Origin of the sequence: Streptomyces pseudovenezuelae (genome assembly GCF_029892565.1) — a bacterium.
In the GTDB taxonomy this organism is placed as follows: domain Bacteria; phylum Actinomycetota; class Actinomycetes; order Streptomycetales; family Streptomycetaceae; genus Streptomyces; species Streptomyces pseudovenezuelae_A.
Map to the genome: position 1 here is coordinate 463,279 of NZ_JARXVH010000002.1, position 16,770 is coordinate 480,048.

The 16,770-nt window shown below is 69.4% G+C and carries 13 protein-coding genes; all 13 read left to right on the plus strand.

The features are described 5' to 3' along the window. Positions 1-281: 281 nt before the first annotated feature. The 13 genes from M2283_RS06830 to M2283_RS06890 all read left to right on the plus strand — a co-directional run bounded on the left by M2283_RS06830 (position 282) and on the right by M2283_RS06890 (position 16,739). Positions 282-1,154 carry an ATP-binding protein gene (locus M2283_RS06830; RefSeq protein WP_280875174.1) on the plus strand — a complete coding sequence of 291 codons (873 nt, stop codon included), beginning with the start codon at positions 282-284 and terminating at the stop codon, positions 1,152-1,154. A gap of 227 nt (positions 1,155-1,381) precedes the next feature. Then, a complete protein-coding gene (locus M2283_RS06835) occupies positions 1,382-2,386 on the plus strand; it encodes a hypothetical protein (protein ID WP_280875175.1) in 1,005 nt (334 codons plus the stop codon). A gap of 172 nt (positions 2,387-2,558) precedes the next feature. After that, complete coding sequence (locus tag M2283_RS06840) at positions 2,559-4,013, plus strand: amino acid permease (RefSeq protein ID WP_280875176.1); 1,455 nt, start codon at positions 2,559-2,561, stop codon at positions 4,011-4,013. Further along, complete coding sequence (locus M2283_RS06845) at positions 4,010-5,410, plus strand: glutamine synthetase family protein (protein WP_280875177.1); 1,401 nt, start codon at positions 4,010-4,012, stop codon at positions 5,408-5,410. Before M2283_RS06840 ends, M2283_RS06845 begins: the two co-directional genes overlap by 4 nt. Positions 5,411-5,616: 206 nt before the next feature. Further along, entirely contained in the window at positions 5,617-6,453 is an 837-nt protein-coding gene (locus M2283_RS06850; RefSeq protein ID WP_280875178.1) for a zinc-dependent metalloprotease, read from the plus strand. A 40-nt stretch (positions 6,454-6,493) separates the two neighbouring features. Next, positions 6,494-6,643, plus strand: coding sequence for a hypothetical protein (locus M2283_RS06855; RefSeq protein ID WP_280875180.1), 150 nt, complete (start codon positions 6,494-6,496; stop codon positions 6,641-6,643). Continuing rightward, complete coding sequence (locus M2283_RS06860; protein WP_280875182.1) at positions 6,640-7,767, plus strand: hypothetical protein; 1,128 nt, start codon at positions 6,640-6,642, stop codon at positions 7,765-7,767. Before M2283_RS06855 ends, M2283_RS06860 begins: the two co-directional genes overlap by 4 nt. A 229-nt stretch (positions 7,768-7,996) precedes the next feature. Next, positions 7,997-8,491, plus strand: coding sequence for an NUDIX hydrolase (locus M2283_RS06865; protein ID WP_280875183.1), 495 nt, complete (start codon positions 7,997-7,999; stop codon positions 8,489-8,491). Between the two features lie 318 nt (positions 8,492-8,809). Next, complete coding sequence (locus tag M2283_RS06870) at positions 8,810-8,977, plus strand: FxLD family lanthipeptide (protein ID WP_280875184.1); 168 nt, start codon at positions 8,810-8,812, stop codon at positions 8,975-8,977. A gap of 84 nt (positions 8,978-9,061) precedes the next feature. Further along, positions 9,062-12,133, plus strand: a complete 3,072-nt coding sequence (locus tag M2283_RS06875; protein ID WP_280875185.1) for a lantibiotic dehydratase — start codon at positions 9,062-9,064, stop codon at positions 12,131-12,133. Further along, on the plus strand, positions 12,130-13,404 hold the full coding sequence (locus M2283_RS06880; RefSeq protein WP_280875186.1) for a lanthionine synthetase C family protein: 1,275 nt from the start codon (positions 12,130-12,132) through the stop codon (positions 13,402-13,404). The genes M2283_RS06875 and M2283_RS06880 overlap by 4 nt, the downstream gene beginning before the upstream one ends. Before the next feature lie 24 nt (positions 13,405-13,428). Continuing rightward, a complete protein-coding gene (gene fxlM / locus M2283_RS06885) occupies positions 13,429-15,510 on the plus strand; it encodes a methyltransferase, FxLD system (protein WP_280875187.1) in 2,082 nt (693 codons plus the stop codon). Between the two features lie 92 nt (positions 15,511-15,602). Beyond that, the gene (locus M2283_RS06890) at positions 15,603-16,739 is read left to right on the plus strand and encodes a hypothetical protein (RefSeq protein ID WP_280875188.1); all 1,137 of its coding nucleotides are present in this window, start codon (positions 15,603-15,605) and stop codon (positions 16,737-16,739) included. The last annotated feature ends 31 nt before the right edge of the window (positions 16,740-16,770 follow it).

Genomic DNA, 16,770 nt, shown 5'->3' on the forward strand with positions numbered 1-16,770 from the left:
TGCAGCCCAACTGGCCGTCCAAAGAAGGCGTTTGCTCCTGGTCGGCGCGCCGGTGCGTGTCCAAAAAAGTTGGTCACGCGTGCCCGTGACGCCAACTGCCCTGATTGAAAACGTAGGGGTCCCCCACCAGCACCCCGGGCAGAGCAGTCCCCGGCCACTGATTCCTGGACGCTGATCGCCAAGTGAGGACGCATGGAGAAAACGGCATGACACCGACTGCGACCATCGCCCGAACGCGCCCAAGAATCCTCCCCCCTGTCCGCGAGTACCGCGGATTCAACATGTCCTTCAAGCGAGACGAGGGCACCACGGATGGTGTTATCGCCGATCCAGATCGAGCCGTGCCGCGTCGCGCGCGGGTCATAGTCCGGGCCGGGTTGCGGTATTGGGGCTGGCCGGGGCTGATCGAGTCTGCCGATGTACTCGTCAGCGAGCTGGTCACGAACGCGCTTGAACATGGGGCCGGTGATGTCGGGCTCCGTGTGTATCTCACCGACACGCACCTCCTGATCGAAGTGCGGGACGGCTCCCACGAACTCCCCGTACTGCGCAAGGCGGCTCCCGACGACGAGAACGGCCGCGGCCTCTTCCTTGTCCGCGCCATCTCCGACCAGTGGGGCTTCAGCACGGACGGCAAAACGACCTGGTGCTCCCTCCCCCTTGTGAGAAGGAACGACGACATGGAACACGGTGGTGTCGCTGTGATCCCCGACTTCGGGTGCGCAGCGACCAGGTGGATCCAGAAGGATCAGTTCCCGGCGAACCGCCACATCGTCGGCAACGCCTACCGCTTTACCCGCGTTTACCTGCACGCGCACCTGTCCCCGGACGACGGCTTCGGGGACATCGAGGATCTGGCCATGATCGGGCGTGTGTTGATGGCCAACGCCTTCGCGCACACCTGCGTGCCCGAGTACGCCGTGATCACCATGGAGTGGGCGCTGCTCCAGAGCGGGGAACTCGTTTTCCAGGTGCACGACGGCCGTACCGAATTCCCGGACTTCGACAAGGCCGTGAGCTGGGAACCGGCCGAGGGCGAGCAACCTCGCGGGCTGTGGACCGCCCGCCGGCTCGGAGCGGAGATCTCCTACGCCCCGACGGCCGAGGGAAAGATCGTCCAGGCCCTGATCAAGCCCTGCGCACTGCCCGTCTGACCTCTGCCGAACGCCGTCCCCTGACTGGCCGTCGGGAAGCCGTGCGCCTTGCCTCCCCCGTCGAGGCCCGCATTCCGGCGGCCAACTCTCCCCTGACCGACTCCCCTTGAGGTCTCGATGTCCCCATTACGGGCGCTCGTGCCCTGCCCCAAACCGTTACTCGCGCTCGCCATCGGCCGAGCCGCTCTAGCAGGAGCAACTTCGAAGTACTCGTGCAGGTACGGGATATGCCGATGAACGGTGCTGTTCATCCCCGGTTTCATCCGGCCGGTTTCGACGGTGCGTTACGTACGGCGCTGGACGACGTACGGGCTGGCCGGTGGCGGTCGACGAGCGAGCTGTTGAGGAACTGCCGCACATGGGGGGTGCGCACTTCGCGCAGCCAGGTCCTGGCGGCGGCGGTGGTTGCGGCTCAGGGGGACGCGGTCGAGGCGTGGTTGCAGGAGGAGCCGAGTGCCGACGCGTTGATGATGCGGGCGCGGGTGAGGGTGCAGCAGGCGCTGGGGGCGCACCGCGCGGGGAAGCGCGGGGTGGGGTTGCTCGCGGATCGTGCCCGGGCGGCGTGCTTTGAGGCCGCGCGCTACGGGCCTGCTGATCCGGTGCCGTGGGTGTGTCTGGTGGCGCTGGCGCAGCTGGACTGGCCCGAGGAGGGGCGGCGGCGTCCCGAGCATCGGGCGCAGCCCCCCGAGGGCATGCTGCCGTTCGGGCCGTGGGTTCTGTTGCACGAGGCCGACAAGCGTGATCCGGGCAGTCGCGAGGCGTGGCACCGCATGATCCAGGCGTTGCGGGCGTACGGGGTGAATGTCCGCGACGTTGCCCGGTGGATCTGCTCGTGGGCGCCGGATGGGTCGCCGCTGCTGCTGCTGCCGCTCTATCTGCAAGCCGAGCACTACGCGAAGGAGCGGGCCCGTGGTGCGCTGACCCCGTTGTACTGGACCACCGACCTGATCTCCCACTCCGCGTGGCGGGCGTTGGAGGGGTGGTTCTGGTGCGCGGACCGGACCTCGTGGTCGGCACAGGACCTGGGCCACCTTGCGCAGGCGCTGTTCTCCACAGGCCTGTATGCGGAGGCCGCTCCGGTCTTCGAGGTGATCGGACCGTTCGTCACTCCGGAGCCGTGGAAGTACATCGCCGAGGCGCCGGACCTGTGGCTGGAGCAGTTCGAACGGGCTCGCGACAAATGCCTTGCAGCTGCGACGGGCGACACGCGATACGCGGCTCGACGCCGGTGACCGGCCACCAAAGCTGCCGGGCCCCGCCGTCCTGGCGCTCCCTCGTCTCGCAGGCCATCGCCGGCCCCTGGTCGTTCCACCGTCCCCACCCCCGTTTCCGGAGGTACTCCCGTTGTCTTCCCCAAGAACCACCCATCGCCGCGGCCCGAGCGATGAGGACACGTTGCGGCAGATGGGCTACAAGCCCCAACTGGCCCGCCGCATGGGCCCGTTCGGCAATTTCGCGCTCAGCTTCTCGATCATCTCGGTGCTGTCCGGGTGCATGACCTTGTTCGGGTTCGGGCTCGTCACCGGCGGTCCGGCCGTCATGCTGTGGGGCTGGGCCTTCGTCGGTCTGACGGTGCTGTGCTTGGGTGCCGCACTCGCCGAGGTCACCTCCGCCTACCCCGTCGCTGGTGCCCTCTTCTACATGGCCGGCAGGCTCGGCGGCCCCAAGTGGGGCTTCTATACCGGGTATTTGAACCTGTTGGGCCTGCTCGGCGGTATGGCCGGCGGCAGTTACGGCATGTCGCTGTTCGTCGGCGCCTGGCTCAACCTCCAGTGGGGCTTCACGCCCACCCCCGGGCGGACGATGGCCATCTGCGGCGCCATCCTGTTACTGCTCGCGGTGCTCAACCTGTTCGGGGTGCGGCTGGTGTCGGTGCTGAACTCGATCAGCGTGTGGTGGCACATCGGCGGCGTCGTGGCGATCGTCGGCGCCCTGGCCCTTATCCCCTCCCGCCATCAGTCGGCGAGCTTCGTGTTCACCCACTTCGCCAACACCACCGGGTGGGGCAACCATCTCTACGTGATCGCGCTGGGGCTGTTGCTCGCGCAGTACACCTTCTGCGGCTACGACGCCTCCGCTCACCTCTCGGAGGAGACCGTCCATGCCCAGATATCGGCTGCCAAGGGCATCGTGAACTCCATCTTCTACTCCTGGATCGTGGGCTTCGTCCTGCTCGCCGGGATGCTGTTCGCGATCCAGGACTACGCCGGCACTGTCGGCAGTGCGACCGGGGTGCCGCCCGCGCAGATCTTCCTCGACGCCCTCGGCCTGACCGGCGCCAAGATCCTCCTGCTGGTCGTGATCGTCGCCCAGCTGTTCTGCGCGAACGCGGGCCTCGCCTCCGCCTCACGGATGGTGTTCGCGTTCTCCCGCGACGGCGCCCTGCCCTTCTCCAAGACCTGGCAGCGGCTGAGCCCCCGCACCAAGACCCCGGTCCCGGCCGTGTGGCTGTCGGTAGTCGTCCCCTTCGTCCTGGCCCTGCCGTCGCTGTACTCCCTGACCGCGTACTACGCGGTCACCGCGATCAACGTCATCGGTATCACCCCCGCCTACGCCATCCCCGTCTACCTGCGCCTGCGCGCCGGAGACCGCTTCACCCCGGGCCCCTGGCACCTGGGCCGCTGGAGCAAACCCATCGGCTGGACCGCCGTCATCTGGGTCGCCTTCATCACCGTGATGTTCTTGCTTCCGCAGGTCTCCCCAGTCACCAAGGACTCCTTCAACTACGCCCCCGTCGCGCTCGCGGCGGTGCTGGTCCTGGCCGCCATCGGGTGGATGACCCGCGGGCGACGCAGCTACGGCATCCCCGAGTACGGCACCCAAGGCGAGCGCGCGCAGATGGCGGAGGACGTCGTATGACCGACATCGCCTGCGACACCGCAGCAGACGGCCTCGCCCAGCATGAGGCCCCCGAGGCTTCCGACTTCGAGACCTTGCGCCACCTGGTGAAGCACGACACGGTGAAAACCGTGTTGCTGGCCGTGCCCGACATGCAGGGGCGGCTGACGGGCAAGCGGTTCGACGCCGACCACTTCATCGATCACGTCGTGCCCAAGGGCAGCGACATGTGCGCCTACATCCTGGCCACCGACGCCGAGATGCGCCCGCTCGACGGCTTCGCCCTGGCTTCCGCCGACACCGGCTGGGGCGACATGAGCGTGCTCCCCGACCCGGACGCCGTCTACCAGCTGGCCTGGATGAAACGCACAGCCCTGGTCTTCGCCGATGCCCTGGCCAACGACGGACAGCCCGTCAGCGTGGCGCCCCGGCGAATCCTGATGCACCAGCTCGAACGGCTCGCCGCCCGCGGCATCACCGCCCAGGTCGGTCTGGAGACCGAGTTCGTGCTGAGCTACGCCGACACGGGGGAGACCGGGCGGCGCGGGGCGCAGCCGGTGGCGAAGCGCAATCTCGACTACGCGCTCGACCACCCGCCGGTACTCACCCGCTACTTCGACGATTTGCAGGAATCTCTCGCCGGGATGGGCTGGCCGGTCGAGGCGATCAAGACGGAAGGCGCCTTGGGGCAGGTGGAGGTCACCTTCCCCTACGGCGATCCGCTGCGCGCGGCCGACGTCCACCTCCTGTTCAAGCACGCGGCCCGCACGCTCGCCGAACAGGCCGGTCTCGTGGCGAACTTCATGGCCGCTCCCCAGACCGGCACCGGCAGCGGCTGCCACATCCACTTCTCCCTCCTGGACCGTGACGGCGTACCGCTGTTCGCCGAAACCGACGGGCGCGTGCCGGACAAGGCCCTCCACGCCATCGGCGGGCTGCTCGATGTGCTGCCGCACCTGGCCCTGCTGTATGCCCCAACTCCCAACTCCTACAGGCGTTTTGTGCCCGGAACGTTCGCCCCGACGACGTTCACGTGGGGCCGCGACAACCGCACCTGCGCCATCCGAGCCGTCGGCCACGGCGACGACCTCCATCTGGAAAACCGCCTCCCCGGCGCCGACACCAACCCCTACCTCGCGATCGCGGCCGTCATCGCCGCCGTGCTGGCCGGCCTCGACCACAAGCTCGACCCGCCCAAGCCGTACATCGGCAGCGCCTTCCAGGACGTCAAGGCACTGCCGGTGCACGGCTCGCTGGAGGAGGCGCTCGCCGCTCTCCGGGACTGCCCGCTGCCCGCGAAAGACCTCCTCACCCCGGAGGTGGCCGCGCACTACACGACCGCGGCCCGACACCAACTCGACCTCTACCGCACGACCGTGACCGACCTTGACTGGCGTCTGGGACTGGGCACGGCCTGAGCGCCCCCGACCCCCGCGCGCGGCAGACCCCGTCGTCGCCAACTGCCGCGCGCGGGACCGCACTTCGCCGCCGAGCACACAGCCCCGGCTGTGCTGTCGGTGACGGAGAGGCGGACCCCCTTCGTTCCCCGGGACCAGACGGTGGCCCGGGGGACGAAGGGCCCCACGCAACCGACCAGACCGATCACTTCTCGACAGGACCATTTGTGACCGACACCCGCTTCACCGTGCTGGACGAGACCCAGCGCCATCCCGACCTGGTCAAATGGATCTCTCTGATCCTTCGCCAGGTGGCACCGACGGTGAACGAGATAACCGGCCTCCCGCTCCCGCCGGCTGTCCGCTTCCGCCTGGTGACACCGAAGGCGTGGCGGGAGGAGGCCCGCCAGGGCCAGCACCGCATCCTTGCCCGCGACATCGCCGATCTGGAGCTGACCCCGCAGGAGATCGGCGGCATCCGGGGCGGGCTGAAGGCCATGGGATTCGTCCCGGTGCTGGTCTGGCCCCTGGTGCTCGCCAGTACCCAGGAGGCCGAGGACGGGCACGACGAGACGCTCATCGCGCCCAGGGCCCTGCACCACGGCGGCCTGTTGGTCGATGAAGCCGCTCTCCACCAGCTCCTCATCCATGAACTCGTCCACCAGATGCAAACCGGTGCCCGCGGCGGCGCCGTGTGGGCGACGTTCTTCCCTCAGAAACGGGGGATCGCAACACCGGGCGTCTCGACCGTTCTTGAAGGACACGCGGCCTGGGCCGATCAGCAGGTCACCGCCCGTCTCCTTGGCGCACCGGCCGATCACCGGCAAGCGCCGAAGTCGCTGCGCTACCGCCTGTACAACGCGCTCCCCGGTATCCGCCGCCTCGGCCCCAGCCGTGCTGAGTACGAACAGGGCTCCCGCCTCATCGGACAGGCCGTCACCGAAGGCGGCACCGACCTGGTCAACCAGGTCCTGAAAGACGTGACCTACCTCCCCACCGAGGCGGAGATCACCGATCCCATGTCCTGGATCTACCGCATCGAGCGGGGGCTGCCCCGTGCGTGATCTCCTGTCTCGCCCAGCGCGTCTCGACGACGTAGTCCGCATGGAGCGCATCACTGGCGTCGTCCTGGACCTGCTGTTCGACCTGGCCCAGCAATCCGCCCGCTTCGGCTCCTGCCCGCAGCCGTGGGCGTCACTGGCTGCCTACGACGTCGATGACTTCGCGCCCTTCACCACTGGAGGGCCTGCATGAAGTCTCTCCACGTCGCACTGCTCGACTTGACAGACCGCCCCGCCCCCGAGCCCTCTGAGCAGACCGACGCGCCCGCCCGCCGTGTGGTGCGGCACGTGATCGGGCTGCTGCTCCTTGGCTGCTATTTCCCCCTGGCCGTCACGGCAGTGACCTCCGGCCACCTGTATGGCCTGTCGCTGTCGTTGACGACACAGACCAGATACGCGGTGATCTACGGCCAGTTCACTGTCGCGACCATCGTGTTCTGGTGGCTGTGCTGGCTGGTCTTCACCCGGACCCTGCTCAGCCGGGTCACCCCCCGACAGCGCCTCCTCCAGCGCGGCGCCGCCGTCCTGGCCGGAGCGGCGGGCATGTATTCAGCCGCGCCGTTCTCCATCGCGCTCGCACAGGTCGTCGGTCACGACGTGTTCGACTGCGTCCTGGCGTGGCTGGCCCTCGAAGTGTGCCGGACGCACCGGGTCTCCTTGCGAACCACCCTGCCCCGTACGGCAGTTGAGCGGTTGCGTGACTGGCAGATCACGATCACGGTCCTCTACGTATGCGTCGGCGGCGGCGTTCTCTCCTTCCTCCTGGTCCACCTCATCCGCTGGACCGGGGCCGGCGTGCCGGTCATGAAGGGCGGCCAGATGGCCACCCTCGGCGTCGACAACTTCGGGACCCTCGCCATCGGACTGGTGTCGACGGTGGCGCTGGAGGACGTGGTGATCGTCGCCACCACGACCGCCCTGCTGACCGCGGTACGCCGGCCCGCGTGGCAGATCTACACCCTGGTCTGCGTACCCGAAGTACTCCTGCACGCCTACCTCGGGCTCCCCGCCATCGGCATGCTCGTGTTCGCCGCCGGCCGTGTCTGGCTGTACCGGCAGTACGGACGCCTTCTCCCCTTCATGGCCGCCCACTTCACCTTCGACCTCGTCGGCGGCGGCCTCATGCTCATGCAGGGGCTCCCCTTCTGGTACCGGCCCGCCCTGGGTCTCCTCTTCAGCCTGGTCGTCTCGTGGGCCGAGAACCGGCTGAAGAAGGCGGCGAAGTCGGCTCGTGCAGATGAACAGCCCCCGCCCGTCACGCCCGACGGTGACACGCCGAGGCCGACGGACCGTCCAGACCCGGTGAGCATCCAATGACCTCCGCCTTCGTGCCGCGTGCGAGGTCTGGCCGCCTCTGCAACCGGATGCGCACTGGTGACTGGGATGCCGAACGGGCCATCAACTCCGGCCCTGCCGCCGAGTGTGAGTCTCTGCGGCAAAAGGCCGGAAGCACCACCGGCGGGCCACCACACCGCGTGAAGCCCGTTGGGCAACGCACGTGCTCCAGCCGGGATTCGAAGATCCACCTCGACCAAGGAGGAGAACCATGACCGCGCGAGACCACTTCACCGATCCGCCCCCGCGCCGCCTCGGGGCGCTGGGCATCATCCGCACCTCCGCCGGTGCAGTACTGATGACCGAGAAGGGGCAGGACGCCCTCAGGGGCGTGGAGCGCAAACCCTGGTTCCACCCGGGCGGCTGCGTGGAGGAGAACGAGCCGATCCTCGACGGCCTGGTACGCACCATCAGCGCGAAGCTCGGCATCACGGTGAAGCCGGGCCGCTTACTGGCCGTGCACCACATGTACGACCAGCAGCACAAGACGCACCTGTCGAAGGAAGGAATCAACTTCCTCTTCGACTGCGGGGTCATCGACGAGGACACGCCGTTCGTGTTCGGCGGCAGTATCCAGGGCGCGCAGTGGATGCTCCCGGACGAGCTGGATGAGCACCTGACTCCGTTCACAGCGGCGCGTACGCACGCGGCGCTGCGGGCGCTGTCCGGCGGCGATGTGGAAGTGCTCGCCGGCCACCCCCTGTAGTGCCGGTCGACCGGCGCTGGTGGTCCGAAGACGACTCACCACCACATCTTCCGCGTCACGCTCGATGGCGACTGCTTCTCGGACGTTCTCAACCAGCAAGTCGCGAAGTTTGCCGCCTAGTTGACGTCCGCTCTGGTGAGCTGGCTGCTTCGAGCCAGGCTCATTGGGGCGGCACGCCGGCCCGAGGTTAGCGGTCCATAGCGCCTCAGGCCGGTGGCCGGGAACTGCCTCCGTGGCGTAGCTGCCTCAATACGCTCCGCACGCAGGCACCCGGTCGTACCACCGTTCACAACTCGCATTCGACGAACAGGAGTTGGCATGAACCCCAACATCAACCACACCACCACGGCGATCCCGGTGACCGCCTCGGACGGTTTCGACCTCGACGTGAGGCTGGTCGAGGTCGGCGACTCCGCCGGTCTGGTCAACCTGACGGACGACGGGTGCGGCGAGACCTGCGGCGCCTGCACCACCAACGTGGCCTGACCTAAGGCACACGGTACCCAGGCCGGTGTCTTTGTGACCCGCAGTGCGAAGGCACCGGCCGCCCGTCTGGACCAGGAGATTGTGATGGCTTCGAGCACCGCGTTCCGTGCTGGTACGACCGCGCTCGTCCGTGCGGTCGCTCGGCCGGAGCTTCCTGTCTCTCCGTGTCCCGACCTCGACGACCTTTCCCCCGATGGCGAGGCAGCCCGGCTCGCATGGTTGCGGGAGGTGTGGTCCGACGAAGACGTAGCCGAGGCACTGGAGCACGCCAGCCCTGTCCTCGCCTCCCGGGTGCTTGCCCTGTGTTCCTCCAGCACTCCCGCCGCGCGTGACGTGCGGCGCGCTGTCTCCTCCGTGGCGCGCTACGTGTTGCGTGCCGAACAACGGGCCACGCCGTTCGGCCTGTTCGCCGGTGTGGCCTCGGCCATGATCGGTCCGCAGGCGCGCGCGAAGTGGGGCTCGGACCATGTTGTCATCGGCCGGGCGAGCGCGGAGTGGCTGAGGGCCGTTGTCGAACGGCTGGAGTCGTGCCCCGAACTCCTGGAGCGCCTTCCGGTGATCGTCAACAACACCGCGACGCGACGCGGTGACCGCCTCATCGTGCCGTACCAGGCCGACGCGCAAAGTGACCGGCGGCGTGCGGTTGAGGCATCCGTGGCGCTGACCGAACCGGTGCGGGCGGTTCTGGAGGCGGCCCGCGAGTCCATTTGCGCCGGAGATCTTGCGGACAAGCTGGTTGCGGACTTCCCCGGAGCAGGCCCGGGAAGGGCACCACGGCTCGTGGAGAGGCTGATCCGGAACGAGGTCCTGATCACCAGCCTGCACGCACCAAGTACCGAGACCGACGCCCTGGACTACCTGTTGGCGCAGCTCAACGCCGTGGAGGCCGACACCGTCACCCAGGTCGTCGATACGATTCGCGAACTCCGGGCTGTCCAGACCGACTTGCGTGGCTGCGGCTCTCGCGGCGGTAGGGGCCGCGCCGCCGCGCGGATGCGGGCTCTGGTTCCTGCCCTGCGCCGTCACCCCCTCGCTCTCGACCTGCGTCTGGACGCCGAGGTAGAGCTGCCGCACGAGGTTGCGCGCGAGGTCGAGCGGGCAGTGGGCGTCCTGGCCCGGGTCGGCGCACTGCCGTACGGGACCGCGGCGTGGAAGGCGTACCAGCGACGCTTCTACGAGCGGTACGGCATCGGCACGATGGTGCCGCTCACCGAAGTCGTCGCCGACAGCGGCACGGGTTTCCCCGACGGGTATCCCGGTGCCCACTCCGACGGACTCCGCTCCCGCCTTTCTGCACGCGACGACACCCTGGTGCGGCTGGCGCAGGCCGCCGTCCTCGACGGCCGCGACGAAGTGGTTCTCACCGATGAACTGATCGCGGCGATGGATCTGGGACCCGAGAACCCCAGGGTGCCGCCGCACCTGGAGGTCGGGGTCCGGGTGCACGCAGCCGGCATCGAAGAACTGCAGCGCGGGCACTTCCGGCTGGAGGTCGCGAGCGTGTCCCGCGGCATCGGGGTCACCACCGGCCGGTTCCTCGCCGTGCTGGCCCCCGAGAACCGCAGTCGCCTGTCGGCGGAACTGGCCGACCTCCCGACCGCGGACGACAACACCGTCCCCGCCCAGCTGTCGTTCCCGCCACTACTGCCCACGAGCGCCCACGTCGCCCGCGCTCCGCAGGTCCTGTCCACCGTGATCAGCGTGCAGGAGCACCGTTCCACCAGCAGCGACGTCCTCACGCCCGACGACCTGGCGGTGGCCTGCGACGGCCGCCGCATGTATCTGGCCGCCCCCGAGCGCGGGCAGCGGATCGAGCCCGTGGGGATGCACGCCCTGAATCTCAAGGACCACACCCCGCCGCTGGTCCGCTTCCTCACCGAACTCCCGCGCGCCCAGTGCGCCCAGGTCACCCAGTTCAACTGGGGCGCCGCGACCGCGATGCCGTTCCTGCCCCGGCTGCGCTACGGCCGTACGATCCTCGCCGCCGCACAGTGGCGCCTGGAAGCCTCCGAACTCCCCGGCCGCGACCGTCCCCAGGCCCTGTGGGACACCGCTCTTGAGGAGTGGCGGACCCGGCGGCGGATGCCTCAGCGGGTCGCCCTGGCCGAGGAGGACCGTCGTCTGCTCCTCGACCTCGACCAGGCCGCCCACCGCACCCTGCTGCGCCAGCACCTCGACCGCACCCGCCTCGCCGTCCTCGTCGAGGGCCCGGACGCCGACGCCTACAGCTGGTGCGAGGGCCGCGCGCACGAGGTCGTCGTCCCCCTCAGGGCCACACGGCCCCCGGCATGGCCGCTCCTGCCGACCCCCGCACCGGCCCGCACGTTCTCTCCAGCGCAGATCCAGACTCCCGGCGTCTCGGCCCTGCTGCTGGCCACCCTGTACGGCGACCGGCGCCGTCAAGACACGCTCCTCGCCCAGCACATCCCCGGCTTGCTGGACCAACTCGGCAGCCCACCATGGTGGTTCATCCGCTTCCGCGACCCCGGCCATCACCTCCGGGTACGCATCGCCCTGCCTGATCCCGGAGCCTTCGCCGCGACCGCCTACGCCGTCGGCACCTGGGCCAACGAACTGCGCACCGCCGGGCTGCTGTCGGACGTGCGCTTCCCCACCTCCTACCGCGAGATGGGCCGTTGGGGCTCCGGCACTGCCTGGGACGCCGCCGAGAATGTGTTCCGCGCTGACTCGCGAGCCGTCGTCACTCAGCTCTCCCAATCCCTCCGGCCGCATCCGCGTGCGCTGGTCGCGGCGCACACCATCTCCATCGCCACCGCGTTCCTCGGTAGCCACGAGGCCGGGATGCGCTGGCTGATCGACCACATTCCGCCCAACGCGCCCGCGCCGGTGGCGCGTCCACAGTTCACCGAGACAGTACGGCTGGCCGACCCGTCCGGCGACTGGGCGGCACTGCGCGACGTTCCCGGTGGACAGGCCATCGTGGAGGCGTGGGCCGAACGGGACGTGGCGCTTGCCGCCTACCACCCCCACCTCCTAGGCCCGGGGACTCAAGGCATCCGCCTGGACGACGTTCTCTCCTCTCTCCTGCACGTCCACTTCGTGCGGCACCTGGCGGTCGACTTCCCCGAGGAAGCGATCTGCCTGTATCTCGCCCGCGCCGCTGCCCTGGCCTGGATCTCTCGGAGGACACGGTGACCCACCCTCCCGCGCTGAAGATGGCGGACGCCGTCGCCGACCTCCTGGCCGCCCCCGCCACAGCCCCATTGAGTCTCCGCACGACCACGGCCGAACGGCAGCAACTCGCTTACGGGCCGCTGGGAATCGCGCTGTTGCACATTGAACGGGCCGCGCGGGGCATCGGACCGTGGCAACGCGCCCACGACTGGCTCACCGCCGCTACTCGGCAACCGTTCACCAGCGGCCCGGACAGCCACCCGTTCTACGGCGCCCCCGCCCTCGCCCACACCGTGGCCTGCGCGGCCGACCACCTCCCCGGTACCTACCAGCGCGCACTGGACACCCTCGACGCGCAGATCGCCAGCGACATCCGCACACGCCTTGACGCCGCGCACCGCCGCATCGACGCCGGCCGCCTGCCGCACCTGGCGGAGTTCGACGCGATCCGTGGACTCACCGGCTACGGGGCCTACCTGCTGCGCCGGGACCCGTCCAGCGCCGACCTGCACGCGGTGCTCGGCTACTGCGTACGTCTCACCGAACCGCTCAGCTCCGGCGGCGAGTCTCTGCCGGGCTGGTGGACGGCCAGCGGGCCATCCGGCCGACTGGACGAGCGGTTTCCCGGCGGGCACGCCAACAGCGGTCTCGCGCACGGAATCAGCGGGGTGCTCGCGCTGCTGGCGCTCGCCGTCCGATACGGTGCCGCGCCCGCCGGACACCACCACGCCATGCGCACCATCCTGGCGTGGCTGGACCGCTGGCAGGAGAAGACCGACCTCGGCGTCGCCTGGCCGTACTGGGTCACGCGCGCCGAACTCGCGGACGGGCACCTCATCCCGTCGGTGCCGCGCCGCCCGTCATGGTGCTACGGCACCGCCGGCCTCGCCCGCGCCCAGCAGCTCGCTGCCTTGGTCCTCGGTGACTCCACCCGCCAAGTCGAGGCGGAGCGCGCGCTCGTGGCAGCCCTCACCGAGCGCACACAGCTCGCGGCCACCACCGACAACGGCCTGTGCCACGGCTTCGCCGGTCTCGCCCACATCGCCGCCCGCACCAGCACGGACGCGTACCCCACGACCGCCGGTCAGCTCCAGTCGACGATCCCGGCACTCCTGGCCGCAGTGTGCCCACCGGGCACCGACCCGGCAAACGCAGCCGCGGCCCTGGTGCGGGACGAGGAAGCCGGGCCCGGATTCCTCAACGGCGCCGCCGGCATAGCCCTCGCGCTCCTCGCCCCCGCCACCACCACACCGCCCCTGTCCGCCTGGGATTCCTGCCTCCTCCTCGCCTGACCCCCTGATCGAAGGACCACCGCCATGCCCCCGGACCGCTGGCACCAGCACAACATCACCTTCGCCGACCGCGCGACCGCGCAGCGCGCCATCGCCGAACGCCTCGGCCCCACCCTGCTCGCAGCCCAGGAAGAGGGCCAGCTCACCGGCTGGTGGTTCATGAATAAGCAGCCCTGGCCCCTGCGATACCGTGCCGCAACACCATCCCCGCTGGTCGAGTCGCTGCTGAGCGAGCTGGCCGACGACGGCACAGTCCGGTCGTGGACGTACGGCATCTACGAGTCGGAAACCACTGCCTTCGGCGGCACGGCGGCCATGGAAGCTGCCCACGGCCTCTTCCACCAGGACAGTCGGTACCTGCTCACCTATCAACCCGGCCCCGACCAACTGGGGCGCCGGGAGACCGCCGTCCTCCTCTTCAGCTCGCTGATGCGGGCCGCCAAGCTCGACTGGTTCGAGCAAGGCGACGTGTGGGCGAAAGCCGCCCTGCTGCGACCGGCAGCCGAGGTTCTCGCCCCGGAGCGGACCGCCGCCCTGATACCGGCCATGCGCACGCTGATGACCGTCGACGCGCGCAGTCTCTGCCGAACGGACGGCCCGCTCGACGGGCACGCCGAGTGGGTGGCCGCCTTCGAGCAAGCCGGTGCCACGCTCGCCCACCTCGCCGCCGGGGGCGGACTCTCGCGCGGACTGCGAGCCGTCATCGCCCACCACGTGATCTTCCACGCCAACCGCGCCGGTCTCCGCCCGGACGACCAAAGCGCCCTGTTCAACACCGCACGAGAGGCAGTCATGGGATCGAGTGACAACACCGCGTCGCCCGCCGAGGGCACGTCGGACACCACTAGCGTCAGGACGGTGAACACCGACACGATCGCCACCCACGGGGCCGAGGCCGAACGACTCCGCAACGCCCTGGTCGACCAGATCCGCGAAGCCGGAGACGCCCGCACACCCGCCGTCGAGACCGCTCTGCGCACCGTGCCCCGCCACCTGTTCGTGCCCGACGCCCCGCTCGCAGACGCGTACGCCAACGCGCCGGTCAACATCAAGTACGACACCGACGGCACGTCGATCTCCTGCGCCTCCCAGCCCGCAATCGTCGCCCTCATGCTCGACCAGCTGGAGGCCCAGCCCGGCGAACGCATCCTCGAACTCGGCGCCGGCACCGGCTACAACGCCGCCCTCCTCGCCCACCTGGTCGGCGAGCGCGGTCACGTGACCACGATCGACGTCGACGACGACCTCGTGGAAGGCGCCCGCGCCCACCTCGACGCGGCAGGGTTCACCAACGTCGAGGCGCTGACCCGGGACGGCGCCGTCGGCCACGCGGAGGGCGCCCCGTACGACCGGATCATCGCCACCGTCGGCGCGCACGGCGTCCCCCACGCCTGGCTCGACCAACTCGCCCCCGGCGGACGGCTCGTCGTTCCCCAGCGACTCAAAGGCAGCGTGTCCCGCTCCATCGCCTACGAGCAGCGCGACGGCCGCTGGACCAGCATCGGCAGCAGGATGAACACCTTCATGCCGCTGCGCCGCGGCATCGCCGACGACGACCGCCGCGTCATCCCCCTCAGCAAGGACGGCACCGTACGGATCCAGGCCCCCGCCGGGCAGCCCATCGACGCCGACGCCCTGACCGGAGTACTGGAGCAGCCCCGCACCGAGGAGTGGACCGGCATGACGGTCCGCGCCATGGAGTCCCCGGAGTGGATGGAGCTGTTCGTCTCCTGCTCCCTGCCCAGCGGCCTGATCCGCATGCTGTTCCCACAGGACGCCAAGGGCACGCTGCTCACCGAGGACCCCTACCCCTCCTCCACCGCGGCCGTCGACAAGGGCGCCGTCACCTACCTCGCCCGCCGCCTCTCGCAGCAGAAGACCCCCGAAGGCGGCAAGCTCTGGGAGTTCGGCGTCATCGGCCACGGTCCCGGCAGCGACGAACTGGCCGCGAAGGTCGCCGAGGCGATCCGCACCTGGGACCGCGACTACCGGGGACGCGAAGCCTCCTTCGCCATCCAGCCTCTCGACGCACCTGCGATCGAGGAGCAGCCCGGCCTCTTCTCTCTCGACACGCCGCTGAATCGCATCGTCGTCGACTGGCGTTGATGCCAGCCCGGACGTGAAAGGGGGTGGAGCCCGTGGGCGTTGCCGACAGGCTCCACCAGTCCCTACCCATACCGTCACTCCCAGGGGGCCCCATGGACCCGCACGGCCCGATAGCAAGGCGCTTCCCACTCGTTGCCCGATTCCGGCCCGCCTGCCTCCCGCTGCCCGACCGGGTACAGGCACTGGCTGACCTGGCCGACCGGGCGCTACAGCAGGGCGAACAAGGACTGGCCTCCACGGTCTTCAACCAGTCCGCGCTCCTGGCCTCCGACCTCGGCCTTCCCGACCTCGCCCGGTCGATGTGCCACCGCCACGCCAACGCCTACCTGCGGGCATGCCCGCTGTCCGCGACGAGCACCATCCGGGGCCTGGAACCCCTGGTCAACCTCGCCCGCTTGCAGATCCGCGCCGGCAACACCGACGACGGCCGCCGTCGGCTCCTGGACCTGTACGAAGCCGTCGGCACCGGAGACGAGGTCACCTTCGAAGGCATCACCGTGCCTGCCGACCTCACCCGCACCAACCAGGACCGGCACGACGTCCGAGCGTGGCTGTGGCGCGTCCTGCTCGCCGACGGCACGCGCACCCTCACGACCACGGGCCGCTGGCGTGAGGCCCTGGCTCACATCGAGGAGCATCGGGGCGTCGGCGCACGCATGCTGGACGGACGCCAAGTCGCCGTCGTCGCGGCCCTTACCGTCGGTGACACAAGACGGGCTATGGGCCTGCTCACCACGACATCGCCGGGTGACCCGTGGGAGCAGGCCGTCACCGACTGCCTGACCGCGATGTGCTGCCGGGCCGCAGGGCAGGATGTGAACGTCCGCCTCGCTGGTCTCGTGAACATGTACCTAGGGCACGATGCCAAGCGAGGGCTGACCATCTTCGACATCCATCTCGGCCTCACTGTCCTCGATGTGATCGACTCTGCCGATCAACCTGCGGCCGGCCTTCTCGTCGAGGATCTGGTCCGACGAACTACGCAAGCCCGCAACGGGTATGCGGCCCGCGAGGTCCTGGCACACCCTCTGTTCCTCGCGTTCGCCACCGATAGCCAGGCACGAGACTGCAAGGACTTGGTTCGGGCCTGTGCGCTCGGCGCGAGGACGTTGCCAGAAGAAGCGTTTCGAGACCTCTCCACCGCGCTGGACCGCAGTGAGACGGTGCTCAACTCCTCGATGACCAGCACGACTCCAAGGGCCCTGTTCCAACCCCGGGAAGTGGATTGATGTCGCAGCTCCCCAGCTCGGACGATCCGGG